The organism is Streptomyces sp. NPDC093252, from assembly GCF_040683675.1.
Lineage (GTDB): Bacteria > Actinomycetota > Actinomycetes > Streptomycetales > Streptomycetaceae > Streptomyces.
The window spans coordinates 370,466-395,609 of the sequence record NZ_JBFBEM010000004.1 but is presented as its reverse complement, the minus strand read 5'-3'; the positions used below and the strand labels follow the sequence as shown (position 1 = coordinate 395,609).

Annotated in this window: 21 protein-coding genes; 11 read left to right on the top strand and 10 right to left on the bottom strand. The window is 74.4% G+C overall.

Annotated features, from left to right (window positions below):
* The first annotated feature begins 384 nt into the window (after nt 1-384).
* The 7 genes from AB0O01_RS10635 (at nt 385) to AB0O01_RS10605 (ending at nt 8,366) form a co-directional block, all read left to right on the top strand.
* Complete coding sequence (locus AB0O01_RS10635; RefSeq protein ID WP_365312117.1) at nt 385-1,077, top strand: hypothetical protein; 693 nt, start codon at nt 385-387, stop codon at nt 1,075-1,077.
* Between the two features lie 7 nt (nt 1,078-1,084).
* Nucleotides 1,085-2,455, top strand: coding sequence for an amidohydrolase family protein (locus tag AB0O01_RS10630; protein WP_365312449.1), 1,371 nt, complete (start codon nt 1,085-1,087; stop codon nt 2,453-2,455).
* A complete protein-coding gene (locus AB0O01_RS10625) occupies nt 2,452-3,951 on the top strand; it encodes an amidohydrolase family protein (RefSeq protein ID WP_365312116.1) in 1,500 nt (499 codons plus the stop codon). Before AB0O01_RS10630 ends, AB0O01_RS10625 begins: the two co-directional genes overlap by 4 nt.
* A complete protein-coding gene (locus AB0O01_RS10620) occupies nt 3,939-4,994 on the top strand; it encodes an aminopeptidase (RefSeq protein WP_365312115.1) in 1,056 nt (351 codons plus the stop codon). Before AB0O01_RS10625 ends, AB0O01_RS10620 begins: the two co-directional genes overlap by 13 nt.
* A complete protein-coding gene (gene allE, locus AB0O01_RS10615) occupies nt 4,991-5,767 on the top strand; it encodes a (S)-ureidoglycine aminohydrolase (RefSeq protein WP_365312114.1) in 777 nt (258 codons plus the stop codon). Before AB0O01_RS10620 ends, allE begins: the two co-directional genes overlap by 4 nt.
* Nucleotides 5,754-7,046: an amidohydrolase family protein gene (locus AB0O01_RS10610; protein WP_365312113.1), complete on the top strand. Its 1,293-nt coding sequence runs from the start codon at nt 5,754-5,756 to the stop codon at nt 7,044-7,046. The genes allE and AB0O01_RS10610 overlap by 14 nt, the downstream gene beginning before the upstream one ends.
* A gap of 309 nt (nt 7,047-7,355) precedes the next feature.
* Nucleotides 7,356-8,366: a LacI family DNA-binding transcriptional regulator gene (locus tag AB0O01_RS10605; protein ID WP_365312112.1), complete on the top strand. Its 1,011-nt coding sequence runs from the start codon at nt 7,356-7,358 to the stop codon at nt 8,364-8,366.
* Nucleotides 8,367-8,418: 52 nt separating this feature from the next.
* Here AB0O01_RS10605 and AB0O01_RS10600 read toward each other — a convergent pair whose 3' ends face one another.
* On the bottom strand, nt 8,419-9,024 hold the full coding sequence (locus AB0O01_RS10600; protein WP_365312111.1) for a TetR/AcrR family transcriptional regulator: 606 nt from the start codon (nt 9,022-9,024) through the stop codon (nt 8,419-8,421).
* Between the two features lie 105 nt (nt 9,025-9,129).
* On the opposite strand from AB0O01_RS10600, the gene AB0O01_RS10595 reads away from it, so the two are divergent.
* Entirely contained in the window at nt 9,130-9,579 is a 450-nt protein-coding gene (locus AB0O01_RS10595; RefSeq protein WP_365312110.1) for a VOC family protein, read from the top strand.
* Nucleotides 9,580-9,589: 10 nt separating this feature from the next.
* Nucleotides 9,590-9,946, top strand: coding sequence for an immunity 51 family protein (locus AB0O01_RS10590; protein ID WP_365312109.1), 357 nt, complete (start codon nt 9,590-9,592; stop codon nt 9,944-9,946).
* Nucleotides 9,947-9,968: 22 nt separating this feature from the next.
* Here the strand turns inward: AB0O01_RS10590 and AB0O01_RS10585 are convergent, their stop codons facing one another.
* The 5 genes from AB0O01_RS10585 to AB0O01_RS10565 all read right to left on the bottom strand — a co-directional run bounded on the left by AB0O01_RS10585 (nt 9,969) and on the right by AB0O01_RS10565 (nt 14,976).
* The gene (locus AB0O01_RS10585; protein ID WP_365312108.1) at nt 9,969-10,847 is read right to left on the bottom strand and encodes a polysaccharide deacetylase; all 879 of its coding nucleotides are present in this window, start codon (nt 10,845-10,847) and stop codon (nt 9,969-9,971) included.
* Nucleotides 10,844-11,845 carry an agmatinase gene (gene speB / locus AB0O01_RS10580; protein WP_365312107.1) on the bottom strand — a complete coding sequence of 334 codons (1,002 nt, stop codon included), beginning with the start codon at nt 11,843-11,845 and terminating at the stop codon, nt 10,844-10,846. Before speB ends, AB0O01_RS10585 begins: the two co-directional genes overlap by 4 nt.
* Nucleotides 11,833-12,690 (bottom strand): SDR family NAD(P)-dependent oxidoreductase, encoded by an 858-nt coding sequence (locus AB0O01_RS10575; RefSeq protein WP_365312106.1) that lies wholly within the window; start codon nt 12,688-12,690, stop codon nt 11,833-11,835. Before AB0O01_RS10575 ends, speB begins: the two co-directional genes overlap by 13 nt.
* The gene (locus AB0O01_RS10570; protein ID WP_365312105.1) at nt 12,690-13,394 is read right to left on the bottom strand and encodes an SDR family oxidoreductase; all 705 of its coding nucleotides are present in this window, start codon (nt 13,392-13,394) and stop codon (nt 12,690-12,692) included. The genes AB0O01_RS10575 and AB0O01_RS10570 overlap by 1 nt, the downstream gene beginning before the upstream one ends.
* A 67-nt stretch (nt 13,395-13,461) precedes the next feature.
* Nucleotides 13,462-14,976, bottom strand: coding sequence for an amino acid permease (locus tag AB0O01_RS10565; protein ID WP_365312104.1), 1,515 nt, complete (start codon nt 14,974-14,976; stop codon nt 13,462-13,464).
* A 253-nt stretch (nt 14,977-15,229) separates the two neighbouring features.
* Here AB0O01_RS10565 and AB0O01_RS10560 point away from each other — a divergent pair, with 253 nt between their 5' ends.
* On the top strand, nt 15,230-16,732 hold the full coding sequence (locus tag AB0O01_RS10560) for a PucR family transcriptional regulator (RefSeq protein WP_365312103.1): 1,503 nt from the start codon (nt 15,230-15,232) through the stop codon (nt 16,730-16,732).
* Between the two features lie 77 nt (nt 16,733-16,809).
* Here the strand turns inward: AB0O01_RS10560 and AB0O01_RS10555 are convergent, their stop codons facing one another.
* Entirely contained in the window at nt 16,810-18,543 is a 1,734-nt protein-coding gene (locus AB0O01_RS10555) for an oxygenase MpaB family protein (protein ID WP_365312102.1), read from the bottom strand.
* Nucleotides 18,544-19,091: 548 nt separating this feature from the next.
* A complete protein-coding gene (gene uppS / locus AB0O01_RS10550; protein ID WP_365312446.1) occupies nt 19,092-19,862 on the bottom strand; it encodes a polyprenyl diphosphate synthase in 771 nt (256 codons plus the stop codon).
* 267 nt (nt 19,863-20,129) lie between these two features.
* Between uppS and AB0O01_RS10545 the strand changes: the two genes are divergently transcribed.
* On the top strand, nt 20,130-20,615 hold the full coding sequence (locus tag AB0O01_RS10545) for a hypothetical protein (protein ID WP_365312101.1): 486 nt from the start codon (nt 20,130-20,132) through the stop codon (nt 20,613-20,615).
* Between the two features lie 70 nt (nt 20,616-20,685).
* Here AB0O01_RS10545 and AB0O01_RS10540 read toward each other — a convergent pair whose 3' ends face one another.
* Together AB0O01_RS10540 and AB0O01_RS10535 are read right to left on the bottom strand one after the other, a co-directional pair.
* On the bottom strand, nt 20,686-23,562 hold the full coding sequence (locus AB0O01_RS10540) for a DUF6493 family protein (RefSeq protein ID WP_365312100.1): 2,877 nt from the start codon (nt 23,560-23,562) through the stop codon (nt 20,686-20,688).
* Nucleotides 23,559-24,962 carry an SWIM zinc finger family protein gene (locus AB0O01_RS10535; protein ID WP_365312099.1) on the bottom strand — a complete coding sequence of 468 codons (1,404 nt, stop codon included), beginning with the start codon at nt 24,960-24,962 and terminating at the stop codon, nt 23,559-23,561. Before AB0O01_RS10535 ends, AB0O01_RS10540 begins: the two co-directional genes overlap by 4 nt.
* Between the last annotated feature and the right edge of the window lie 182 nt (nt 24,963-25,144).

Genomic DNA, 25,144 nt, shown 5'->3' with positions numbered 1-25,144 from the left:
CGGGGGATGCGGGTCACTGAGGACTCGTCGCACAAGGCAGGAATCGGCCTGATGCGTGGGGGTGGGTGCGGACAGCGGACGGGCCGTCCCGGCGGGGTGCCGTTTCGGTCCCGGCTCTGTCCCGGCTGTGCCGCTGAGCCCGTGGGCGTGGGCTCGATGGCCGCAGTCAACACCGAGGGGCAACGCGGGTCAAGACCCTGAAAGAAACGTTTCTTCGAGAAAAAGAAACGTTTCTTTTCCGCGTGGTTTCCGTCATGATGCTGAGCCATGGCGAGACCGCGGCCCGCTGCGACGCGGTGCCCGGCGCAGGGCGGAGGTGCCCTCGTCACACCGAGCGCGCTTCCGCCCACTGAGCCACGTATTCCTTCCACCGGAAGATGAGCGATGACCCAACCCTGGATTCTGGTGACCGGAAACGGCGCCTTCGGCACTCTGGCGAACCGGACCGAGTTGCACTACGCCGACAACCCCAGCTCCGCCGTGGCGCTCGCCCTGGACGGCGCGGAGATCGGCGGCCACCGTGTGGTCGGACGCCCCCTCGTGTGGAAGGAGCACCCGGAGGAGGCCCTGCTCCCGCTGCTGTCGCCGGACCTCGCCGGGGGGCCGCCGCCCGCGGCGGTGGTGTCCTGCGGGGTGTTCTCCGGGCGGACCACCGTCACCGTGGAGCGCACCGGGGTCAATGTGGAGGACTTCCAGTTCGCCGAGGACGGCCGCCGCCCCGCGGGCGAGGCCCTCTACCCCGAGGGCCCCGTCGCCTATCTCGCCACCCTGCCCATCAAGGCGATGACCACGGCGATGCGCGCGGCCGGGGTGCCCGCCCTGATCTCCAACTCGGCGTCCACCCACGGCTGCAACGCCGTCATGTACACCGCGCTGCACCTGGCCGCCCGCTTCGGGCTGCCCACCCGGTGCGGCTTCGTCCATCTGCCCGACACCCCGGAGCATGTCGCCCGGCTCGGCCACAACGGTCCCAGCATGGACCTCGCCCTCCAGACCGCCGCCCTGCGCGCGGGGCTGGCGGCGGTGGCCGCCCACCCGACGGACATCCGGGTCCCCGCCAACGAATGGGAGTGGTGACACCGTGATGCCGCCCGTGCCGTCCGTGCCGCCCAGGTCGTCCAACCCATCCAGCCCGTCCGGCTCATCCGGCTCGTCCGAACAGCGGCTTCCCTCGCCCGGCTCCCGCCCGCTGATCCGCAACGCCCGGGTCCACGGCCGCACCGGGCCGGTGGATGTGTACGTCCGGGACGGGAAGGTGAGCGCGATCCTGCCCGCCGGACCGGCCCACGGCCCCGGAGCACCGGACGCCGACCACCCGGACGCACCCGACCCCGCGGACACCGCCGTCGACGCCCGAGGCGGACTCCTCTCCCGCTCCTTCACCGAGCCCCACTACCACCCCGACAAGGCGTACACCAGGGACCGGGCGCCCGCCGGGGCCCTCGACGGGTTCGAGCGGGCCCGGCTCATCAAGGCCGGGTTCACCGCCGAGGACGTGGCGGACCGGGCGGCCCGCGCGCTGCGGCTCGCCGCGTCCGGCGGGGTCACCCGGCTGCGCGCCAATGTCGATGTCGACTCGGTGACCGGGCTGCGCGCCCTGCACGGGGTGCTGGCCGCGCGGGAGCGGGTGGCGCATCTGATGGACGTCGAGATCGTCGCGTTCCCGCAGGAGGGGCTGGCCCGGGACCCCGGGACGCGCGAACTGCTGGCCGAGGCGCTGCGCTCGGGCGCCGATCTGATCGGCGGCTGGCCCAATGTCGAGGACACCCCGGAGGCCCGGCGGGCGAGCGTGCGCGAGACCTTCGACCTGGCGGAACGCTTCGGCGCCGGGGTCGACATCCACGTCGACTGCGCCATCGACCCCACCGAGACCATGCTGGAGTACCTCGCCGAGGAGACCCTCCGGCGCGGCTACGGGGGCCGCGTGCTGGCCAGCCACTGCTGCGGACTGGAGGTGTACGCCGACACCGACGCGGCCCGGGTGGTCGCCAAGGTCGCCGAGGCCGACGTACGGGTGGTGGTGGTGCCGCTGAACCTGGTGGACGGCGGGCCGCGCGGGCTGTCCCGTCCGGCGGAGCTGATCGCGGCCGGGGCGGTGGTCGCGGCGGGCAGCGACAACATGAACGACGGCTGGTACGCCCTGGGCACCCTGGACCCGCTCGACCGGGCCCGGATGACGTTCCTGGGGGCCGGGTTCGAGGACGAGAGCGCCGTCGATCTCGCCTGGGAGATGGTCTCCGGGCGCGCCTCGGCCGTCCTGGGCGGGCGTGACGGGGACATCGCGGTCGGCGAGGACGCCGACCTGGTGCTCTTCGAGGCACCGGACCGCGCGACGGCCCTGGCCGGGCTGCCGGGCACCCGGACGACGTTCCGGCGGGGGCGGCTGGTGGGCCGTCGGGTGACGGACGCCCACGACGCCCGAGATGGGCGTGCCGTGGCCGGGGCGCGGGCATGAGCCCGCAGAACACTCCGTCGGTCGTGGATCTGGCGGTGACGGGCGCGACGCTGCTCGCGCAGGACGGAGAGGCGCACGACGGACCCACGCAGGACGGGCCGGACGGTGCTGTCGGATCGCGGCCCGGGACGCTGCTGGTCGACGGCGGGAAGGTCGCGGCGATCGTGCCGCCCGGGGTGCCCGTCCGGGCCCGGGAGACGCTGGACGCGCGCGGGCTGCTGCTGATGCCCGGGGTGGTCGATCCCCATGTGCACTTCGACGTGCCCGGCATCTCCCTCGAAACCGACTTCCACACAGGCACCCGGTCCGCCGCCGCCGGCGGGGTCACCTTCGTCGTGGAGCATCCGTTCTCCGACCCGCCCACCACGACCGCCGCGCGCTACGCCGACAAGATCGGGCGGGCCGGTGCCGGGGCGGTGGTCGACTTCGGGCTGTGGGGCGCGCTGACCGCCCCGTCGCTGGATGAGATGGCGGGCCAGCACGCGCTGGGCGCGCCCGGCTTCAAGGCGTTCCTGCCCGACAACGACATGGACTTCCCGCCCGCCACCGAGACCGACCTGCTCACCGGGATGGCGACCGCCGCCCGCCTCGGCGCCCGGGTGCTGGTGCACGCCGAGGACCGGGCCGCGCTGGCCCGGGGCGAGGCCGAACAGCGGGCCCTGGGCCGGACGGATCTGGGCGCGCTGCTCGCGGCCCGGCCGCCGTCCTCGGAGATCGAGGCGGTGCGCGGGGTGCTGCGGCTGGCCCGGCGCACCGGGTGCGCGGTCCATCTGGTGCATCTGTCGACGCCGGAGGCCGTGGACCTGGTGGCCGGGGCGCGCGCGGCCGGTGTGGACGCCACCTGCGAGGTCACCGCCCACCATCTGCTGCTGACCGCCGACGAACTCCCCGCCCTGGGCGGCTTCGGCGTCTGCGCGCCCCCGCTGCGGGACCCGGCGCGGGTGGAGGAGCTGTGGGACCGGGTCGCGGCCGGGCTGGTCCGGGCGATCGTCTCCGACCACTGTCCCTACGGCCGGGCCGACAAACTCGGCGCCGCCGACGACGCGTTCGGCTGCCCCTTCGGCATCCAGAGCGTCCAGGAGTACGTGCCCCTGATCCTGACGGAGGCGCGGCGCCGGGGCCTGGGCTGGGAACGGATCGTGCCGCTGCTGACCAGCGGCCCCGCCCAACTGTGCGGTGCCGGGGACCGCAAGGGCGCGCTGCGCCCCGGCCTGGACGCCGACTTCGTCCTGCTCGACCCGGCCGCGCCCTGGGTGATCAGCGCGGAGCACCAGCAGCTCACCGAGGAGCGCTGGTCCCCCTACGACGGCCGCACCGCGTCGGTCCGGGTCGTCAGAACGGTGGTCCGGGGCAGGACGGTGGCGGTGGACGGCCGGGTGGTGGCGCCGAAGGGGACGGGGAACTTCGTACCGGTGGCGGCGGGGAGGAACGGGGCCGGTGCCGATGCCGGGGCGGGTGCGCGGGACGGGGCGAAGGACGTGCCATGTCCGCTGTGAGCGACCCCGCCGTGCCCGACCTCGTCGCGGGAGCCCGTGAACTGCTGCGGAGCTGCCTCGCGGTCACCGGGGACGACCGGGTGCTGGTGATCACCGATCGGCGCACCCGTCCGCTGGCGGACGTCATCGTGGCCGAGGCCCGCGCGCTGACCCGGGCCGCGCTGGCCGTCGTACCGGAGGTGACCGGGGACGGGTACGCGCGGGCGCGGGCGGAGATCGGGCGGGCGCTGGACGCGCACCGGCCGACCGTGACCGTGTTCGCGGCGGCGGACCCCGGTGATCTGGTCGCCTGGGACGGCACGTTCTGGGCGCGTCTGGACCAACTGGGGGCGCGGCACGCGCACATGCCTGCCCTGGACGATGTCTGTCTCGGCGTCGGGATGGCCGTCGACTACGCCGAGGTCGCCCGCTTCACCCTCGCGGTGCGGGACCGGCTCACCGGCTGCCGGTCGGTGCGGATCACCAGCGCGACCGGCACCGAACTGACCCTGACCTGCGCCCCCGAGCGCCCCTGGACGCCGTTCACGGGGCTGTACGGGTGCGCGGGAGAGGGCGGGCGGCTGCCGCAGGGCGAGGTGTTCTGCACCCCGGTGGACGCCGAGGGCATGCTGGCGGTGTCCGTCGTGGGCTATCCCTTCAACAGCGCGACCGGGCTGCTGCCCGAGCCGCTGCTGATCGAGGTCGCGGGCGGCCGGGCGGTGTCCCTGCGCCATCCGGACCGGGAGCTGGAGTCCCGGCTGCGCGACTGGCTCGGCGGCGCCCCGGACGGGCTGCGGCTCGGCGAACTCGCCCTCGGCACCAACCGCGCGCTGCCCGCCCTCACCGGGAATCTGCTGTTCGACGAGAACGTCCCCGGCACGCATCTCGCCTTCGGCCACCCCTTCCCCGAGTTCACCGGCGCCGACTGGGAGTCCCCGGTCCATGTCGACATGGTCGTGGAGCGCCCCAGTGTCCGGGTGGACGGTCAGGCCGTCCTCACCGACGGCACCTATGCCGGGTCCTTCGACGACAACCGACGAGAACAGAACAGGAGTCGAGCATGAGCAGCAGCACCACCAGCCCCAGTCCCGTCGTCCACCAGGTGAGCGCCAGCCGGGGCCGGGTGCGGCCCGCGTACACGCTGATGTGCCCCGAGAACCTGGTCGAGAACGCCCTCCCCCATCTCACCGGGGTCGTCGCCAAGCCGCTCGCCACGCCCCGCGCCCTGCCCGCGCGGTTCGGCGAGTACCTCCTGGAGTTCGAGGACGGCGGGCACAGCACCCGGCCGCTGGGCGCCGGGTTCGAGAACTTCCTGTATGTCCTCGAAGGTCACCTCGTGGTGACGGCCGGCACGGACACTTCGTACCCGCTGGAGCCCGGCGGGTATGTGTTCCTGCCGGAGGGCACCGAGTTCGGGGTCCGGTCGGCGGGTGAGTCGCGGGCGCTGTGGGTGAAGCGGCGCTACGACCGGGTGGACGGGGTCGCGGCGCCCGAGCCGGTCGCCGGGCACGTGGACGAGGTCACCCATCACCCCGACGACACCATCGGCGGCACCTACGCCCCGCTGCTGCCCGACGACGAGCGCTACGACATGGCGATGAACTTCATGCGGTTCGACGTCGGCGCCCGGTTCCGGATGGTGGAGGTCCACCACCAGGAGCACGGTCTCTACATGCTGGCGGGCGAGGGCGTCTACTACCTGGGCGACGACCATGTGGAGGTCTCCGCCGGGGACTTCGTCTACATGGCCCCCTACTGCCCCCAGTCGTTCTACGCGACCGGCTCGGCCCGCCCCTCGTACCTCCTCTACAAGGACATCAACCGTGACGGTTTCTGAGACACACCCGCCCGCCGACCTGGTCGTGACCGGTGTCCGGCCCGTCGACGGCGCCGGCCGGGTCGCGGACGGCCCGGTGGATGTCGTCGTCCGGGACGGGCGGATCGCGGCCCTGGGGCCCGGTGCCGGGTCCGGGATGGCCGCCCGGGAGCGGATCGAGGGGGACGGCGGGCTGCTCACCGCGCCCTTCGTCGAGCCGCACAGCCACCCCGACAAGGCGCTCAGCCGCCGCTCGATCGGCCCACTGGGGCTGCCGTTCCCGCTGAGCCACCGGCCGGATCTGATGCAGCGGCAGCGCGACCTGAAGGCCACCTTCACCCGCGCCGAGGTCGCGGACCGCGCCGGGGCGTTCCTGCGGCTGGCCGCCGCGCAGGGCGTCGGCACGGTCGCGGGCCAGGCGGACATCGACTCGGTGACCGGACTGACCTCCTTCGAGGGGGTGATGGACGCGGGCCGCGCCCACGCCGACCTCGTCGACCTGCGGGTGACGGCCTTCCCGCAGGAGGGCCTGGTGCAGGATCCGGGGGCGTACGACCTGGTCGCGGCGGCGCTGGCGGCGGGCGCCCACCGGGTGGGCGGCTGGCCCAACAACGAGCGCACCCCGGAGGACCGGCTCGCCCATCTCGACCAGGTGTTCGCGCTGGCCGAGCGGTTCGGCGTCGGGATCGACATCAACGTCGACTACTTCACCGACCCCGCCGAGCGGCTGCTGCTGCCGCTCGCCGAACGGACCCTCGCCCATGGGATGCAGGGGCTGGTCAACGCCAACCATGTCGGCGCGCTGGAGACCTACGGGGACGACGACGCCCGGCGGGTGATCGAGAAGGTGGCCGAGGCGGGCATCACGGTCACCGTCTGCCCGACCAATCTGAGCGGCTCGCGCCCCTGGCGGGGGGTGTCCCGGACCGCCGAGCTGCTGGCCGCCGGGGTGGCCGTCGCCGCCGGGACCGGCAACCTCCAGGACAACTGGGAGCCGTTCGGCAATCTCGATCCGCTGGACACCGCCCGGCTGGCCTGGCACGCCGTTCCGCTGGCCGACGAGGCGGACCGGGGGGTGGAGACGGCCTGGCGGATGGTGACCGACCACGCGGCCCGCGCCGCCGGGGTGCCCTTCGGCACCCTCGCCCCCGGCGGACCGGCCGACTTCGTCGTCCTCGCCGCGACCTCCCTCACCCACGCCCTGCGCAATGAGCCGGGCCCGCGCCGGACGGTGCGCGCCGGGCGGGTGGTGGCGGCCCGGCGGGGCGAGATCTGGACGGCACCGGCGGGTGTGGGCTGATCCGGTGGGGGGCGCGACCGGGGTGGCGGGGCGGCCGTGGCCGTGGCTGCGGTGGGTGCTGCGGTTGCCGTGGCGGCGGCTGTGGCCGTGGCTGGTGCGGCTGTGGTTGCGGGGGTGCGGCGGGAGGCCGTCGTACTGTATGCGGGGGCGTTGTCCGTCCCCCGGGTGGCGGGTTGCGCGTCGGTGCCGGGCGGGACCGCGAGGGAAACGGCTGGGTCCGCTGATGCCGCTGAAGTCTGTGAGGCCGATCGGAATGCTGGTGGGAGCGGTGATGCCGAGGTGAGGGCGACCGGGGCCGGGGGCGGCCGGGTGACGATCCGTGATGTCGCCGCCGCCGCGGGGGTGTCGGTGACGACCGTCTCCGACGCCCTGAACGGCAAGGGCAAGCTCCGACAGGAGACCCGCGACCGCATCCGGCGCACCGCCGACTCCCTCGGCTACCGGCCCAGCCGGGTCGCCCAGGCGTTCCGGCACGGCCGCACCGGCACCATCGCGCTGGTCCTGCCGCACCGGGACGTCAGCGGCAACGAGTACGACATGATCGGCCTCGACTACTACATGACCATCGCCTCTGGTTCGGCCCGCGCCGCCTTCAGCGAGGGGTACGCGGTGATGCTGACCCCCCGGATCAGCACGGCCGACGAGTGGCGGCTGATCGGGCCGGACGGGGTGGTGCTGTGCGACCCGGCCGCCGGTGACCCGAGGATCGATCTGCTGGAGGGCATGGGCATCCCGGTCGTCTCCATCGAGCGCGACCCGGACCGCCCCGACCGGCCGTTCTATGTGTCCGGCGACAACGACCGCAACATGCGGGACCTGCTGGACCATCTGCACGCCCAGGGTGCCCGCCGGATCGCCCTGCTGTCCGCCCGGTCGACCTGGGCGTGGACCCTGGAGGGGACACAGGCGTACGAGTCGTGGTGCGCCGGGCACGGGCTGCGGCCGTTCGTCGCCCAGGTGTCGGTGGACCGGCTGGAGGCCGACTCCTATCGCGCCGCCTGCGCGCTGCTGGACGCCGCCGAGCCGCCGGACGCGCTGATCGCCTCCGCCGAGCAGTACAGCGAGGGCGCCACCCGGGCCTGCCGGGAGCGGGGCATCCGGGTGCCGGAGGATCTGCTGCTGGCCATCGGCATAGACAACCGGTTCGCCCAGCAGTCCGATCCGCCCATCACCGCGATCGATCTGCGCCCCGCCGACCAGGCCGGAGCGGCGGTGGAGATGCTCCTGCGCCGCCTGAACGGAGAACGGGTGGAGCGCCCGACCCTGGTCCCGAGCAGACTGCGGGTCCGGTCCAGTACGGTGCGGCGGGGGGTGGGCTGAGCGGGGGTGTCCGGGCCCGGCCCGCTGGGAGCGCCCGGCGCGTCCCGGCCGGTCAGTCGGTGCGCAGGGCGCCCAGCAGCGTCGTCAGCGCCTCGCGGGTGCGGGCGAGTTGGCCGGAGCCCTCGCCGGAGCCCTCGGTGGTGGCCAGCCACAGCGCCGCCTCGTTCATCGCGCCGGACAGCAGATGGACCAGGGGGGCCACCGGCTGCGGGGTGATGCGTCCGGCGTCGATCAGCGCGGTGAGGGCGTCGGCCAGATGCCGGACGGACGCGGCCTCGTCCATGGCCCGCCACTCGGCCCAGCCCAGCACCGCGGGGCCGTCGACCAGCATGATCCGCTGGAGTTCCGGATCGGTGGCCGCCGCGAGGAACTCCCCGCACCCCGCGATGAGCTGATCCCAGGGGTCGTCCTCGGCGTCGGCCGCCGCGGCGACCCGGCGTCCCACCTCCTGCTGCACCTCCTCCAGCACGGCGTGGAACAGCTCCGTCTTGCTGGGGAAGTGGTGGTAGAAGGCGCCCTTGGTGACCCCCGCGGCCCGCACGATCTCCGCGAGCCCGACCCCCGCGTAACCGTCCCCGGCGAACGCCCTTCTGCCCTCCCGCAGCAGCGTCCGCCTGGTCTGCGCCCGCTGCCGGGCCCGGACGCCCTCTTCCCGCATCGCGTCTCCCTCTCCTCGCTCATCCCTCACACCGGCCATTTTGACATACCGCAGGTATGCCAATACCTTCCTTCGCATACCGACGGTATGCGAAAGGGAACCGCCATGACCGCGCCCACCACCACGCCCGCCCGCCTGACCAGCTTCTATCCCGTGATCGGCACCGCCCGGCTCAAGGAGTCGCACGACTTCTACACCCGGCTGCTGGGCTTCGAGACGACCTTCGAGGCGGACTGGTACATCAGCCTCCGCCGGGGCACCCACGAACTCGCCCTCCTCGACCACACCCACCCCACGATCCCCGAGGGCCACCGCCACCCCGCGCGGGGCCTGCTGCTCAACGTCGAGGTGACCGATGTGGACGCCGAGTGGGAGCGGCTCGTGGTCCGCGAGGGACTCACCCCGCTGCTCGCCCTGCGCGACGAGGACTTCGGCCAGCGGCACTTCATCGTCGCCGACCCCAGCGGTGTCCTCGTCGACGTCATCAGCCCCATCGCGCCGACGGCCGAGTACGCGGACCGGTACAGCGACCCCGATGTCAGTGCCGGCTCGTAGAGTCGGACCCATGACTGATCGCGAGACCTACGCCCCCCTGGTGCTCTTCGAGTACGACCACCGGCCCGGCTCCTACTGCCTGATGCTCGGCGACAGCCACATGGGGGCGGTGGAGGACGTCTTCGCCGAGTGCGGGCACGAGGCGGGCGGGTACGGCTGGGAGGGCGTCGCCAGATCCGCGGTGCGCGAGCGCGCCCCGGAACTGGCGGGCCGGTTCGGGTACGACTGCGAGGCGGGGATGTTCGTCGCCTACGGCGAGGACCCCGACGCCCTCGGCCGCCTGGGGGCGCTGCTGCACCGGGCGTTCGGGGACCGGGCGCTGCTCAAGGAGCTGATCCTGGCCGCCGACCCCGACTGGTTCGACTGACGCCCCCGGACGGGGCGGGGCGTCAGGCCGCCGGGTCCGGCGGGGTGAGGATCCGGGGGGTGAGGCCGAGGGAGCGGACATGGCGGGCGATGTCGGCGAGCGGGGCGATCCAGGTGTCGCCGGTCGCGGTGATCCGCTCGATCAGGGTCTCCAGCGCGGCGGCGCGGGACGGACGGCCGCTGAGGAAGGGATGGTTCGTCAGGACGAAGCAGCCGCCCTCGCGGTGCAGCGCCTGGAACTCCAGGGTCCACATCTCCAGCACCTTGGCGGGGCTCTCGATCAGTCCGGTGCCGGAGATTCCGGGGAGGTAGCAGTACTGCTCCCAGTCGTCCAGCGCCCACTGCACGGGGATCTCCACGATCGACGTGCCGTGTTCCACGGCCAGTTCGTAGGGGACGTCCGCGTCCATGAGGCTGGAGTCGTAGAGGAAGCCGCGCTCGGCGAGCAGGCCGGGGCTGCGGTAGGTGAGTTCCCACATCGGGGCCCGGTAGCCCACCGGGCGGATCCCGGTCACCGACTCCAGGGCCGCCAGGCCCCGGTCCAGGTACGCGGCCTCCGCCTCCGCGTCCGCGTCCGACAGCGGCTCGTGGAGATACCCGTGGTGGGCGATCTCGTGCCCGGCCGCCGCGATGGACCGCACCACGTCCGGATAGCGCAGCGCCGTCCAGCCCGGCACGCAGAACGTGGCGCGGACGGCGTGCCGTTCGAGGATCCCCAGCAGCCGGGGCACCCCGGCGAGGGGGCCGTACGACTGGTGGGACATCACGGACATGCGGTGCCGGGCGAAGGGGTGTGCGTACAGGACGGCGGCCTCGGCGTCGAGGTCGAAGGTGAGGGCGGCGGCGGCGCGGTGGCCGTCGGGCCAGCGGACCGGGTCTGCGGGGCGGGTCGGTGAGGTCATCGGGGCGTCCCCGCGCACAGCGACACATACTCATAGGCGAGGTTGGCGGCGGCGACGCTGGTGATGTCGGCGTGGTCGTAGGCCGGGGCGACCTCCACGACATCGGCGCCGACCAGGTTGAGGCCCTTCAGTCCGCGCACGACGCCGAGCAGTTCCCGGCTGGTCAGTCCCCCGGCCTCGGGTGTGCCGGTGGCGGGGGCGTGGGCCGGGTCCAGTACGTCGATGTCCACCGACAGATACAGCGGGGCGTCCCCGATGGTCGCCCGGAGCCGGTCCACCACCTCGGCGACGGTACGGGTCTCGAAGTCGGCGCTGTGGATGACGGTGAAGCCGAGTTCGGCGTCGGAGGTGAGGTCGTCCGGGCCGTAGAGCGAGCCCCGGATGCCGACATGGGCGCTGGCGCCGGGGCGGAAGAGACCCTCCTCGGCCGCCCGCCGGAAAGGCGTGCCGTGGGTGAGAGGGGCGTCGAAGTAGGTGTCCCAGGTGTCGAGATGGGCGTCGAAGTGGACCAGGGCGACCGGGCCGTGGACGCGGTGCACGGCCTTGAGCAGGGGGTAGGCGATGGTGTGGTCTCCGCCCAGGGCGATCAGTCGCGCCCCGTCGCGGATCAGGGCGTGGGCGGCGGCCTCGATCTCCCGTGCGGCCTGCGCGATGTCGAAGGGGTTGCAGGGCAGATCGCCCGCGTCCACCACCTGCTGGGCGCGGAACGGCAGCACGTCCAGCCGGGGGTTGTAGGGGCGCAGCAGCCGGGACGCCTCCCGGATCGCGCCGGGGCCGAAGCGGGCGCCGGGCCGGTAGGTGACCCCGGCGTCGAACGGGACCCCGGCGACGGCCACGTCGTAGCGGGGCACGTCCTCGATGCGCGGGAGCCGGGCGAAGGTGGTCAGTCCGGCGTAGCGCGGGCTGATCTGTCCGTCGACGGGGCCGACCGGAGCGCTGCGGGAACCGTCCACGTCGGAGTCCGGCTCGGTGCGGGCGTCGGGGCTCAGGCTCGGCATCGGGTGCTGCCTCCGTTGATCTGAAGGGTCTGGCCCGTGAGCGAGCCATGGGAGAAGTCGGTGAGATGGGCGACCGCCGAGGCGATCTCCTCGGGGCGGCCGATCCGGCCCAGCGGGATTCCGGCGGCGTAGTGCCGGTGGGTCTCGTCCAGCGTCATCCCGGCGTCGGCGGCGTCGACGGCCAGTTGGGGGGTGTCGGTGACACCGGGGGCGACGGCGTTGACGAGGATGTTCTCCGGGGCGAGTTCCCGGCCGAGGCTCTTGACGAGGGCGATCAGTCCGGCCTTGGAGGCGGCGTAGGCGGTGGCGTGCGGCCAGCCGGTCACCCCCCACTCGGAGGAGATGACGACGATCCGGCCCCGCCCCAGGCGCCGCATGCCCGGCAGCACCGCCTGGACGAGATGGAAGGTGCCGCCGAGATTGGTGTCGACGATCCGCCACCAGTCGTCCTCGTCGTGGTCGAGGAAGCCGCCCATGGTCATGTAGGCGGCGTTGCAGACCAGGACATCGGGGTCGCCGACGGTGTGCCGCAACCGCTCGACCAGGGCGCGCACCTGCTCCCGGTCGCGGACGTCGGCGGGCGCGGGGACCCCGCCGGCGGTGCGGGCGACGGCGTCCAGATCGGGGCCCGGCGCGGGCCCGCCGACGGCGACCCGGGCGCCGTCGGCGGCCAGCCGCAGGGCGATGGCCCGGCCGATGCCCTGGGTAGCGCCGGTGACGAGGGCGAAGGGCGAGCGGGTCGCGGACAGGTCGGGGGGCTTCGGGGAGGTCGGGGGGTTCGGGGGGTTCGCGGATTTCGAGGGCGTTGAGGGCGTCGGGGAGTTCGAGGGCGTCGGGGCGGGCATCAGATCACGGCTCCGGAGTTGGGTGAGACGACTTCCCCGGTGCAGAAGGTGGCGTCCTGGAGGAGATAGCGGGCGGTGGCGGCGATCTCGTCGGGGCGGGCGAGCCGCCGGGTGGGCAGGGTGGCCAGATAGGCGGGGTCGCGCCAGGGCGAGTCGGCGGCGAGCAGCGGGGTGTCGGTGGGGCCGGGGGCCACCGAGTTCACCCGGATGTTCCGCGGGGCCAGTTCGACGGCGAGGCTGCGCACCAGGCCGATGACGGCCCCCTTGGCGGCGGCGTAGTGGGCCTCGCCGTCACCGCCGCCGAGGGCGAGTTCGGAGGAGATGGCGACGACGCTGCCGCCGCCGCGCTCGATCATCGAGGGCAGGACGGCGCGGGCGGTGTGGAAGAGGCCGCCGAGGTGCACCCGGAGCATGCGGTGCCACTCCTCGGGGGTGAGGGTGGAGACGGGGGCGGCGGCGTAGTGCCCGGCGGCGGTGACCAGCCCTTCGACCGGGCCGAGCGCCCGGTGGACATGGTCGACGGCCTGCCGGACCTTCTCGCCGTCCGCGACATCGGCGACCAGGGACAGGGCGAGGGCGTCGTCCACCACGGGCTGCCGGTCGATCCCGGCCACCCGCCAGCCGTAGGTGTGCAGTTCCTGAACGATCCGGGCACCGATACCGCTTCCGGCACCGGTGACCACGGCGACCCGGGGGTGCTTCATGATCCTGCCTTCTGGAGGGGAGGAGTGGGGGGCGGGTGACTCCGGCGGAGATCCGCCGGACCCGCCCCTAGGGGCCCGTGTCGGGGGCGGCGGCCGGGACGGGACGCTCCTCCTCCGCCGCGAGGCGGACGGCCAGCGGCGGCTTGATCCGGCGCCGTACGACCGCGTAGATCACGGTTCCGGCGACGGCCAGCAGGCCGGTCGTGAGGATCATGCTCCAGCGCAGGTACCAGGTGTCGCCCATGGACGCGCGCGGCCAGGCGATGTTCACCGTCTGGGCGACCGCCCACAGGGCCGCGAGCAGGGTGACCGGCAGCCCCCAGCGGCCGAGGCTGAAGGCGCCCGGCTTCCACTTGCCGGTGAGACGGGCGATGAGCGCGGCGATCACCGGGACGGCGAAGGCGATCTGGAAGCCCATGGTGGTGAAGTTGACCAGCACCCGGTAGAGGTCGGACCCGGCGAGCAGGACGAGGATCGCGGCGACGACCCCGGTGAGGGCGATGGCGTTCACCGGCAGCCGCTCGGGCCCCGCGAGCTTGACCAGGAACTTCGACCCGGGCAGGGCGTTGTCCCGGGCCGAGCCCCACAGGCAGCGGGTGACGGCGGCCTGGACGGCGAGGAAGCTGGACAGGAAGCCGATCACGAACATGATCAGCAGCGGCCGGGCGACCCCGGAGCCGAAGGCGCTGACCAGGGTGTCGGTGACCGGGTCGCCGGTCTTCGCGGCCATGACGCCGTCCAGGTCGGGGATGGCGAGGATGACGGCGATGCTGGAGTACATCACGATCGCGGCGACGCACAGCAGCGACAGGATGATCGCCTTGGGCACATTGCGCTCCGGCTCCTCGACCTCCTCGGCGATGGACCCGGCCGCCTCGAACCCGACGAAGGACCAGCCGACGTACGCCATGGCCACCAGCAGGGGTCCGGCGACCCAGGAGCCCAGGCCCTGGGTGCCGAAGCCGTCGAAGAGGACGTCGACGGGGTTGACCCGGTGGAAGATCAGCAGCACGGTGCTGAGCCCGACCGAGCCGATGACCTCGCAGATGATGCTGGCGATGACCATGATCTTCAGGACCCGGCGGCCGACCATGTTGGCGAGGCTGCCCACCGCGAGGATGCCGATCGCGGTCGCCGCGGTGACCCCCTTGCCCGGGTCGTCCACACCGGCCGCCGGGAGCAGGAAGCCCGCGGCGCCGTAGGCGAGGGTCGACAGGGCGATGGTCAGGCCCCAGGAGTAGGCCCAGGCGGCGATCCAGCCCCAGGAGGCGCCGCGCAGATGGCGGGCCCACTGGTAGACGCTGCCGGCGTAGGGCCAGCGGGAGGCGAGTTCGCCGAAGACACAGGCGATCAGGAGCTGACCCGCGAGCACGATCGGGAAGGCCCAGAAGAACGCGGGGCCCGCCGAGAACAGACCGAGCGTGAAGATCGCGTACAGGGCGACGATCGGCGAGACATCGGCGAAGGCCAGCGAGAACGCCGAACGGAAGCTGAAACCGCGTTTCAGCCGGCTCTCCCCGGCGGGGCCGTCCGGGGAACCGGCGGCGCCCGCTGAGTGTGACGCGACTGGAGGATTCGACATGCGCCGCTCCTTACCTGGCCCCCTGCCGGGGTGGCGATGAGGCACCGTCCGCCCCGCACGAGGCGGAGGTGAAGCGGACGTGCTGGGAGTCTGCGTCGCCGGTACTTCCAGATCTACCGAGCGATCACCACAATCGCCACTTGCTCTTTGAGCGATCACACAACAGGATTGCATCGAAGTTACAAACGCGCGTCGGCGTCACACACCCCCGGAGGGCGTGGCGGACGGCGGAGAGGCGGAGGGCGGAGCGCCTGTGCCGACCACCCTTCACACCGTGCTGGACCTGCCCCATCTGCGGCTCAGCCTGTTCGCGGGGGCGGCGGGCCTGGACCGTCCGGTGTCCTGGGCGCACGCCTCCGACCTGGACAGCCCCTGGGACTGGATGGCCGGCGGCGAACTGCTGATGCGCAACGGCTGCACCCTCCCGGTGAGCGGCGCCGCCCAGGCCGCGCTGGTCGAGCGCTGCGCGGTGGCCGGGGCGAGCGGCATCCTGATCGGCGAGGACCCCGAGACACCCGCGCTGACCGGCGCTCTCGCGGCGGCGGCCGACCGGCACGGGCTGGCGGTGCTGACCGCCGCGTACTCCGTCAGCTTCGTGGCGGTGGCCCGCGCGGTCGCCGACGCCAACACCGGGGAGGCGTCGGCCCGCTTCGGCCAGATCGAGAAGATCTACGGTGCCCTGCGCGACAGCCTCGGCGACCGCACCGGCGACTCCCCCACCGCCCGGCTCGGCCGTGACCTGGGCTGCCGCCTGCTGCTGCTCGACACGGCCACCGCCCACCCGGTGGACCCGGCGGCCGAGGCCCCCGAGCCCGCGCTGCGCCAGGCCCTGCTCACCGCCGTCCACGACCACGACGGCCGGATCCCGGGCGTCCTGCACGTGCCCTTCACCGAGGGGACGACGGTCCTCGCGGTGGAGGTCCCCGCCGAGGAGCCGACCGTCCTGGTCGCCGTCGAACCGCCCGGCGGGGACACCTCCCTCCTGCACCATCTGGCGACCGCGGCGGCCGTGGAGACCGCCCGGCAGGGGATGCTCCGCGAGCACGAGCGGCGCCTCGGCTCCGAACTGCTGGCCCAGCTCCTCGACGCCCGCGTCGACCCCGGCGCGGCCCGCGAGGAACTGGCCGCGCACCGGCTGCCCGCCGAGGACCTGGTGGTGCTGGCGGTGCCGCAGGAGGATGTCGCCGACCAGCGCGATCTGCATCTGGCGCTCAGCCGCCGGCGCGTCCCGCATCTCCTCCTGAACCGCAGTGATCTGCTGCTGGCGCTGCTCGCCGACCGCCCCGGCGAGGTGGCCGCCGTCCACCAGCGGCTCGGGCCCGGCACACCGGTCGGGCTGAGCGGCCGGTGTGCCCTGGAGCGGATCTCCGACGCCCGGGACGAGGCGGTGTGGTCGCTGGCCCTGGCCCGCACCTCCGCGGGCGGCCTGGTCCGCTACGGCGACGAGACCGGGTTCACGGTGCTGCGCAGCCACGCCGAGGCCCGCGCGGTCGTCGACCGGGTCCTGGGCCCGCTCACCGCCTACGACCGCGCCAACGGCACCGAGCTGCTCGGCACGCTGCGGGCGTTCCTGGTCAACCGCCGCTCGTGGCAGCGCACGGCGGCGGCGCTGAACATCCACAAGCAGACGGTGATGTACCGGGTACAGCGGGTGGAGGAGCTGACGGGCCGCCGACTCGCCGAGACCGCGGACATCACCGAACTGTGGATCGCCTTCCAGGCGCACGCGCTGCTGCGGGGGGAGGTTCTGCGGTGAGGTGAGGACCGGCGCCACGGGTCCTACGGCTCCTATGGGTGCTCTGGGTTCAGTGGGTTCTGTGGGTCCTATGGGTGCTATGGGTCCACCAGCACCGCGTCATAGGGGGTCGAGCGGGCGCGGCCGGACATGAAGGAGAGGAAGTCCTTCACGAACGCGGCCCGGGTGTAGGTGGTCCGGGCGGCGACGGCCGGGTCGCGGTGGAACGCGGTGCGGAAGAGCGCGCGGTACTCGTCGGCGTCGATGGACCCGCTGCCGTCCTTGTCCGTGCCGTCGAAGAGCACCTCGGCGGCCCGGATCAGCGCCGGACCGGCGAGGGAGGGGACCGCGGCGGCGTACTCCTCGGCGCTGACCCGGCCGTCGCCGTCGGTGTCCAGGGCGCTCTGGAGTTCCCGCCACCAGTCGGCGAATGCCTGGTAGAGCCGGGTCTCCTGGGGTTCGTCCAGGTCGAGGCGGGTGGCGAGTTCACGGGCCATGGCGGCGAGGTCGGGCCACTCCACGAACCCGTCGCCGGTCTGGTCGAGGACCTCCCGGAAGAAGGCGTCGGCCGCGCGACGGGGGGCGGGGTCGGTCGCCCAGCTCTGCGGGGCGGGTCCCGGTGCCGGTGCCGATGTGGGTGCCGGTGCCGGTGCGGGCTCCGGTTCGGGGGTGAGCGGGGTCATCAGGCGCAGCAGGGCGGCGGCCCGGCGCGCGGTGTGCTGCAACGCCGCGACGGTCCGGGCGGGGGCACTGTCGCTGTCGGGCGAGGGGTCGAGGAGTTCGGCGAGGTTCTCGGTCCGCAGCCAGCTCTCGGGCAGGAAGCGGGCCATGCCGACGGCGAGGTAGGCGCTCTGCATCAGGGTCTGCGCCCCCGGCACCTCCGGCAGTCCGGCCCGGCGCCGGAACGCCTCGGGCAGCGAGGCGACGGTGATCGCCCCGATGACCGGCCCGGCGACCGCCCGGCCCGCCGCCCACAGGGTCGGCACACCGCTCAGCACCGGCGGCGCGGGGAGATGCTCGAAGAGCCGGTAGAGGATGACGCGGGCGGCCTCCGTGTTCTCCAGTTCCTCCGCCACGACCCGGTCGAAGTACGGCCAGAAGTCCTGGAGCTGCTCCGGCAGATGCCCGGGGGCGTCGCCCATCGTGGCGTGGAAGGCACGGAACTCGGCGTACAGCCGCTCCATGGCGTCCTGTTCCAGGGGCTGGCCGCTGAGCCGGCACATGGTGACGACGCTCTCGAACAGGGTCGCCACCACCCAGGCCCGTGCGGCGGGGTCCGTCCCGGCGTAGGGCCGGTCACGGGCGTCGGTGCCGGTGAGGCGGGAGTGCAGCCGGTTCAGGCGGTCCGCCTCGCGCTGCCGTATGTGGTCGTCGGCGCCGAACAGCCGCTGCACACTCATGAAGGTGTTCCGCAGCCGCCGCCAGGGGTGGGCGACGAAGGTGGAGTTGTCGACGAGGGCCGCGCCGATCTGCGGATGGGCCGCCTCCAGCACGGTCGCCCGCAGCACGGCGAGGGCCCAGCGGGGGTCGTTGAGGAACGTGTGGAAGCGGGCGCCGGGGCCGAAGAGGGGGGTGGCGTGGCCGGCCGGACCCGTGGGGGTGGCCTGACCGGCCGGACTGGTGGGGGTGGCCTGACTGGCCGGACTGGTAGGACCGGTGGGGGCGGTGGGGGCAGTAGGACCAGCGGGGGGTGCGTCGTGGTCGGCGGGCGGGTCCGCGCCCCGATCGGCAGCCGGGGTCGCGCCGCTGTCACCGGGTGACCCCGGGCCCCCGTCGCCGGGCGCCCCCGCGCCTCCGCCACCGGGGACTCCCGTGCTCCCGCCCCCGGACACTCCGGTCCCGGTACCCCCGCCGCCGGGCACTCCCGCAGCGTCGGCACCGGGTACTCCCGCGCCCCCGTCACTGGGCGGCCTGGTGCCCTCGCCGCCGGGCACCCCCGGAGCCCCGTCACCGGGCACCCCGGCGCCCCCGCCGCCAGGCGCCCCCGCGCTCCTGCCCCCGGACCCACCGGTCCCGGTACCCCCGCAGCCGCCGGGCACCCCTGCGGCCCCGCCTCCAGGCACTCCCGCGGCCCCGCCATCGAGCACCCGGGCGCCCCCTTCGCCGGGCGCCCCCGTGCTCCCGCCGCCGAGCACACCGGTCCCGGTACCCCCACCGCCAGCAACCCCCTCGGCCCCGCCTCCAGGCACTCCCGCGCGCCCGGCATCGGACGCCCTGGTGCCCCCGCCGCCAGGCACTCCCGCGGCCCCGTGACCGAGTACCCCCGGACCCCCGTCACCGGACACCCCGGCGCCCCCGGCGCTCCCGCCGCCCTCGTCGTCGGGCGTCCCGGTCGGCCGTTCGGTCATGGGATTGCCCGAGCCGTCGTCGTCTGCGGTGGTCACGATCGCGGTTCTCCGTTCGGTTCGGGCTGGACGCCGCCGAAGCGGCGTTCGCGGCGCCGGTAGGTGTGGAGGCATTCGAGGAAGTGCGGTGCGCGGAAGTCGGGCCACAGGACCGGAGGGAAGACCCATTCGGCATAGGCGACCTGCCAGAGCATGAAGTTGGAGATGCGCTGTTCACCGGAGGTGCGGATCACCAGGTCGACGTCCGGGGTGTCGGGGAACGGCAGATGCGCGGCGAACGCCCGCTCGTCCACCGCCTCGGCCGTCACCCCGGACCGGATCAGCGAGCGGGCCGCCGCCACGATGTCCTGCCGTCCCCCGTGGTCGAAGGCGACGGTCAGGGTCATGCCCCGGTTGCCCTCGGTCAGGGTCGTGAGGTCGGTGAAGTCCCGGGCGAGCGCGGCGGGAATGCGGGGGTCGGCGACCCCGAGGAAGCGGCAGCGGATCCCGCGCGCGTGCAGCAGCGGGGCGTGTTTGCGGACGACCCGGCGCACCAGGCGCATGAGGTAGTCCACCTCGGTGGCCGGGCGCCGCCAGTTCTCGGTGGAGAACGCGTACAGGCTCAGCCACTCCACCCCGGCGGAGCGGGCCGCCTCGATCACATCGATCACGGTCGTCTCGGCCGCGCGATGACCCGAGGTGCGGGGCAGTTCCCGCTGGGCGGCCCAGCGGCCGTTGCCGTCCATGACACAGGCGACATGCCGGGGCACCGCGCGCGGCGCCGGGACGGCCGAGGCAGCGGCGGGAGCCGCAGGGGTGACGGGGATGATGGGGATGACAGGGGGATCGGGAACCGCGCCGGTGCTGCTCAGCTCGCTCAACCGTCACACCCTCGCGTTGATCCGACAATCCGGAAAGCATGGCAATGCCGGTCGCCCGGACGGCGTGCGAAAGCTCCGGCTTCACCCGTGTGGGTGACGGCCGCGTGCACCGCGTCCACCCGGCGCACCACCCCACCCCACCCCCTCCCCCGGGTTTACTGTCCTGGCCCGGCCGCACCGGACAACGCGCCCCGCCCCCGGAGAGGAACCCCCGTGTCCATGAGCCCCGTCCGCCCCGGCATCGGACGCCTGACCCCCCGCCCGGCGCCCGCCGGACTGCGTATGTGGACCGTCGATCACCCGCCCACCAGCGCTCTCTACGACGCCCCCGTGGACGCGCAGATCCTGCTGGAGCACTCGGACGATCTCGACCGGGCCGATCTGGCGCTGATCGCCGAGGTGCTCGCCGGGGTGGACGGCATCCTCGTGGCCGCCCTGCGCTTCGTGCGGGAGGCGCTGCGCGGGGATCCGGCGTTCTTCGGGCTGACCGCGGCGGAGGCCGCCCCGCTGCTGGACGGCGAGGTGTCCGGCATCCCTCTGGAGTCACCGCAGTTCGTGTTCCACGACGACTCCTGGCTGCTGCGGTTCGAGGGGCGGCTGCCCGTCTGTGACCCCTATGGGCTCGCCGTGCTGTTCGAGGGGACCCGCCCGGTCGGACTGGAGGATCTCAGCCGGGCCGAGCTGATCGACCCGGACTGAGTCCGTGCCCGGGGCGGGGCCGGAGTCCGCTCACCCAGTGAGTGGCCCGGTCACCCGGTGGGCGTTCCGGTCACCCGGTGAGTGCCTCGTGCAGGCGTCTGGCCTCGGTGATCAGTCGGCTGGAGCCGCGCCGGGCCGCGAGACCGGCGAGCCAGGGCGCCTCCTGGCGGGCGCCGCCGGCCTCCGCTCCCCCGGCGAGGGCGGCGAGGAGGTCGCCGGTGCCGCGCGGGGGCGGGGTGTCGGCGGTGAGCAGCGGCGGGAGCAGGGCGGCGCCGATGGACCAGGCGGTGACGGGGGCACCGGCGGACACCAGGGTGGCGAGGCCGTCGGCGACCCGGTTGGCCTTGACCGCGCCCTGGGCGAGCAGTGCGGCGAGGTCGGCGCCCAGGCGGGCGGCGTCGAGGGTGTCGCGGGCGGCGAGGGTGAGGACGGCGTCGACCACCGCGAGGCGGTCGTCGGTGTGGCGGACGCTCAGTCCGTAGGCGAGGGCGAGGTGCAGGGCGGGGCCGGGCGGCCCGGGTGCCTCGGCCAGGGTGAGGAGAATCCCGGTCTCGTTGCGGTCGGTGTACACGGCGGAACTCGCCAGCAGCGGCAGGAGATGGACGGCGAGGGTGTCGGGCCGGTCGGGGTGCAGGGAGATCCAGTGCCGGGCGGAGCCGTGGAGGCAGCCGCACCAGCGGTCGCCGGGGCGGTGGCCGTCGCCTATGCCGGGGAGCGCCGGGAGGGCCTTGGCGAGGGGGCGGCTGGGGGCGTCGGTCATCAGGGGGCGGGTTTGGTGGTCGTCGATGCGCAGGACCGTGCGCTCGGGGGCGGGCGCGGGTGGGGGCGGGGTGGTCAGCCAGTCGGCGAGGCGGCGGCCCGCGGGGGTGCCCAGGGCGCGGGCGCGGGTGGCATGGACCGCCGGGTCGGCGGGGCGGCGCAGCCGCAGCAGGGCGATGTCGAAGTCGGCGGGGGCGGGGTCGGCGCCCTCGGCGCGATAGGTGTCGAGGCGGTGGAGGAGGTCGTCGGGGTCGAGTGCGCCCGAGTCGCGGCTCGGGGCGGCGAGGAGGAGGGGCGGGACGGGGCCGGTGACGATGAGCGCGGTGATCTCGGCGAGGCGGCGGCGCCAGGGGTGGCTGAAGCGGGTGTGGGGGCAGTTCTTGTGCTCGGTGGCGCGGCGGGCCCGGCGGAGGTCGGAGGCGTCGATCCGGCCGGTGACGGCGGCGAGCAGCGGGAGCAGTCCGAAGCCGCCGTACAGCCGCCAGTTGGTCCCGTCGAGCCAGCCGGAGTGGCGTTGCGCGACCGGTTCCAGGGCCTTGGCGAGGGCCTCGCGGTCCTGGTGGGCCAGCCGGACGACGCCGTCCAGGGCCCATTCGTAGGGGCCGCTGGTGACCCGTTGACGCAGTTCGGCGGTGAGGACGGAGGCGAACTCGGCGGCGAACTCCTCGGCGCTGTGCGGCGGGGGCGGCAGCGGGGCGGGGGTCCGGGGTTCGGGCAGGGTGTCGCGGTGCGGGGCGGGGGCGCCGGGTCCGGGCCGGTCAGGGACGAGTTCCGGGGCGTCGAACAGGTCGGCGGCGGTGGCGAGGAGACCGGGGCGCAGCAGGACGGCGGCGGCGGCGAGGTCGTCGCGGGCGGCGGGTCCGGCGTGGCGGAGGTGACGGCCGGCCAGGCGCAGGGCGCGCTGCTGGAGGGCGGTGTCGGTGTGGCCGAAGACATCACCCAGGGTGGGCAGCAGAACGGGGGCGGTGTCCTTCGGGTCGCGCCGCAGTGCGGCCTCCACCCAGGAGAGCTGGGCGCGGACGAGCTGCTTCTCGGTGCGGAAGAACACCCCGCGGGCGGTCTCGGCGAGCTGGACCGTGGTCAGCCTGCCCGTGTCCCAGAGGTCGCGCAGCACCTCCTGGGCGTATCCGGCGGCCACGGAGGGGGCGTCGGCGGCGATGCGCGTCCAGTCGGCGGTGCGCGCGGCGCGTTCGTCGGCGGTCAGGTCCAGGGCGCGCAGCAGGGCGACGCAGAACCGGACGCCGTTCAGCGGCCAGGTGCCGCGCAGCAGGACCGTGAGGGTGCTCGCGATCAGGCCGGCGCGGTCGAGGACGCCTTCGGCGGCGAGCGCGGCGTAGGTGCCGTGCCAGGTGTCGACCAGGTGCTCCCCCTGCTGGCACGCGGCCCACACCAACTGCCCGGTCAGTTCGGGGGTGTCGATGAGATGGGGCAGCATGCGCGGGGTCAGCGGGTCCTCGCGCAGCGCGGCGAGCAGCCCGCCGCAGGGGGTGCTGAGGTCGGGATGCGGGGCGGCGCTCTCGCCGCGCCGCCGCTGCCGGGGCCGGTGCGCGCAGCGGGTGTAGTGCCGTTCGTACGCCTCGGCCTGCCACTGGGCGCCGGTGGCCTCGGTGAGGGGCAGGGGGTGGTGCGCGAGGTCGGCGAGGGTGCGCAGGAGCTGCCAGTCCCAGCGCCGCATGTCGGTGCGGGCGGCCAGGCGCTCCACCACCGTGGTGAGGAACTCGGCGGGCCTGCCCACGAGTACGGCACTCACCAGGTAGGGGTCCTGCTCATAGGTGAACGAGCGCCTGAGCCAGGTGGCGCAGGCGACGGCACCGGTGTGGCAGCCCGCGGCGGCGAGGTACGCGGCCCGGCGGGTGTCGCTGGTCACGGTGCCGTCCTCGCGCAGCCGCTTCAGCTCGGGCAGCAGCGCGCGGCGGGCCCGGTCGTCGAGGTCGGCGAGGAGGACGGGGACCTCGTTGCGGGCCCCGGCCTCGACGGCCCTGAGGAGCGCGAGGGAGGGGTCCTTCCCGGCCTCGTGGCGGAACCGCTGGATCTTGGCGGGGCTCCCGGCAGGCCCGAAACCGGCGGAACGCGCGGAACGGGCCCTACGGGCCGAGCGGCCGGAGGCGGCTGAGCCACCGGAAGGGCCGGTAGCGGCAGAGCTGCCGGAGGGATCGGAAGCGGCCGAGAGGTCGGTCGGGCGGATCATCGGTGCTCCAGGGAGGCGCTGTCACGGCGGTGGGCGATACGGACGGCGAGGGCGTGCTTGCAGGGGCCCCGCCCGCCCCGGTGGTCGGCCCACCAGGGGCAGGTGCAGCTCAGCGCGGGCCCGCCGGGAACGGGCCGGACCAGATGGACCCGGTCGCCGGAGCGGACGTCGGCGACCGGTCCGCCGGTGCCCGCGGCCCCCTCGCGGAAGGTGACGGCGCCCTCGGCGACCAGCGCGCGGGCGGCGACCAGGCGCGGGTTGTGGCGCTCGGCGCGGTCGGTGTCGTAGGGCAGTTCGCGGTGGAAGTAGGCGGCCTCGGCGGTGTCGTAGCCGACCCGGCCCGCCGTGCCCAGCCGGACGAGGGCGGCCCGGACCCGGTCGCGGGTGAGGCCCGATCGGGCGGCGAGGTCGGCGGGGTCGATGCGCGGCTCCCAGGCGAGGAGGACGGCGACGAGTTCGGCGTCGGCGGCCGTCTCGTCGCCCGCCAGCGCCTCCAGGACCGCGCCCTCGCCGCTGAAGCCGCGGACCACCGCGGGTGAGAGGACGAGGGTGAGCCGCATACCGGGCAGTTGGACCTCCCACCCGGAGGCCAGCGGCGGACTGTCGGCGGCGGCGGGAGGACCGTACAGGCGCAGGCCGGTGGCGTGGCGCAGGACGCGGTGCAGGGTGGCGAGCCGCCAGGGGCCCGGGAGGCAGACGGCACCGGGGGCGGGGCGGCTGGTGGGGCGCAGGGCGCGGCCGGTCGGCAGCAGCCACTGGACAGCGGCGCCGGGGCGCCCGGTGCGGGGCAGGCCGCGCAGGAAGCGGAGGGTGTCGGCGGCGCCCAGTTCGGCCCGCAGATCGAACGCGGCCGAGAAGACCTGGGTCTCGGCGAACCCCCGCAGCCAGCGCTCCGGCAGCGGCACCTTCTTCTCCACCACCGGCCCGTCGAGGGTGGTGACCGCCAACTCCTCCGGCCCGACCCGCAGATGCAGCGGATCACCGCCGCCGATCCGGGCCAGGGCGTCCCGGAGCGGGTTGTTGACGTCGACATTGGTCGTGCCGTGCCGTATCTCGCCGCCGTCGAGACCGTCACCGAGGACGTCGAGGCGGGCGTAGACCCCGCCGCAGCCGGAGAACGACTCGAACCGGAGCCGGTCGCCCTGCGCGGTGACCACCGGGTCGCGCAGGCGGGCGAGTTCGGGCCGGTGGTAGCGCGCGGCCGCCACGTCGGCGATGGCCAGCAGTCCGGCCGCGGCCACCGGGGGCCGGGTCAGGAACCCGGAGTAGAACCGCGGCCGGGCCACGGGTCCGGCGGGCGTCACCCCGCCGGAGGTCTCCAGACCGAGGGCGGTCCCCCGCGCGGTCGTACGCACGGCGGACGGCTGGGCGTAGGCGTACGCCTGGTGATTCGACGTCATGCCCAGAACGCTACGGGCCACCACTGACAATGCCCCCCCGGCGACCGGACCACCGGCCCCTCGGCCCCTTGGATCCCCGCGCCTGCGCCCCCGCACCCGCACCCCCACCGCCACCCCCCAAGGATCACATTGACCCCTCTCACGTACCGCAGATATTTTTCCGGTATCCGAGAGAGGCGGCG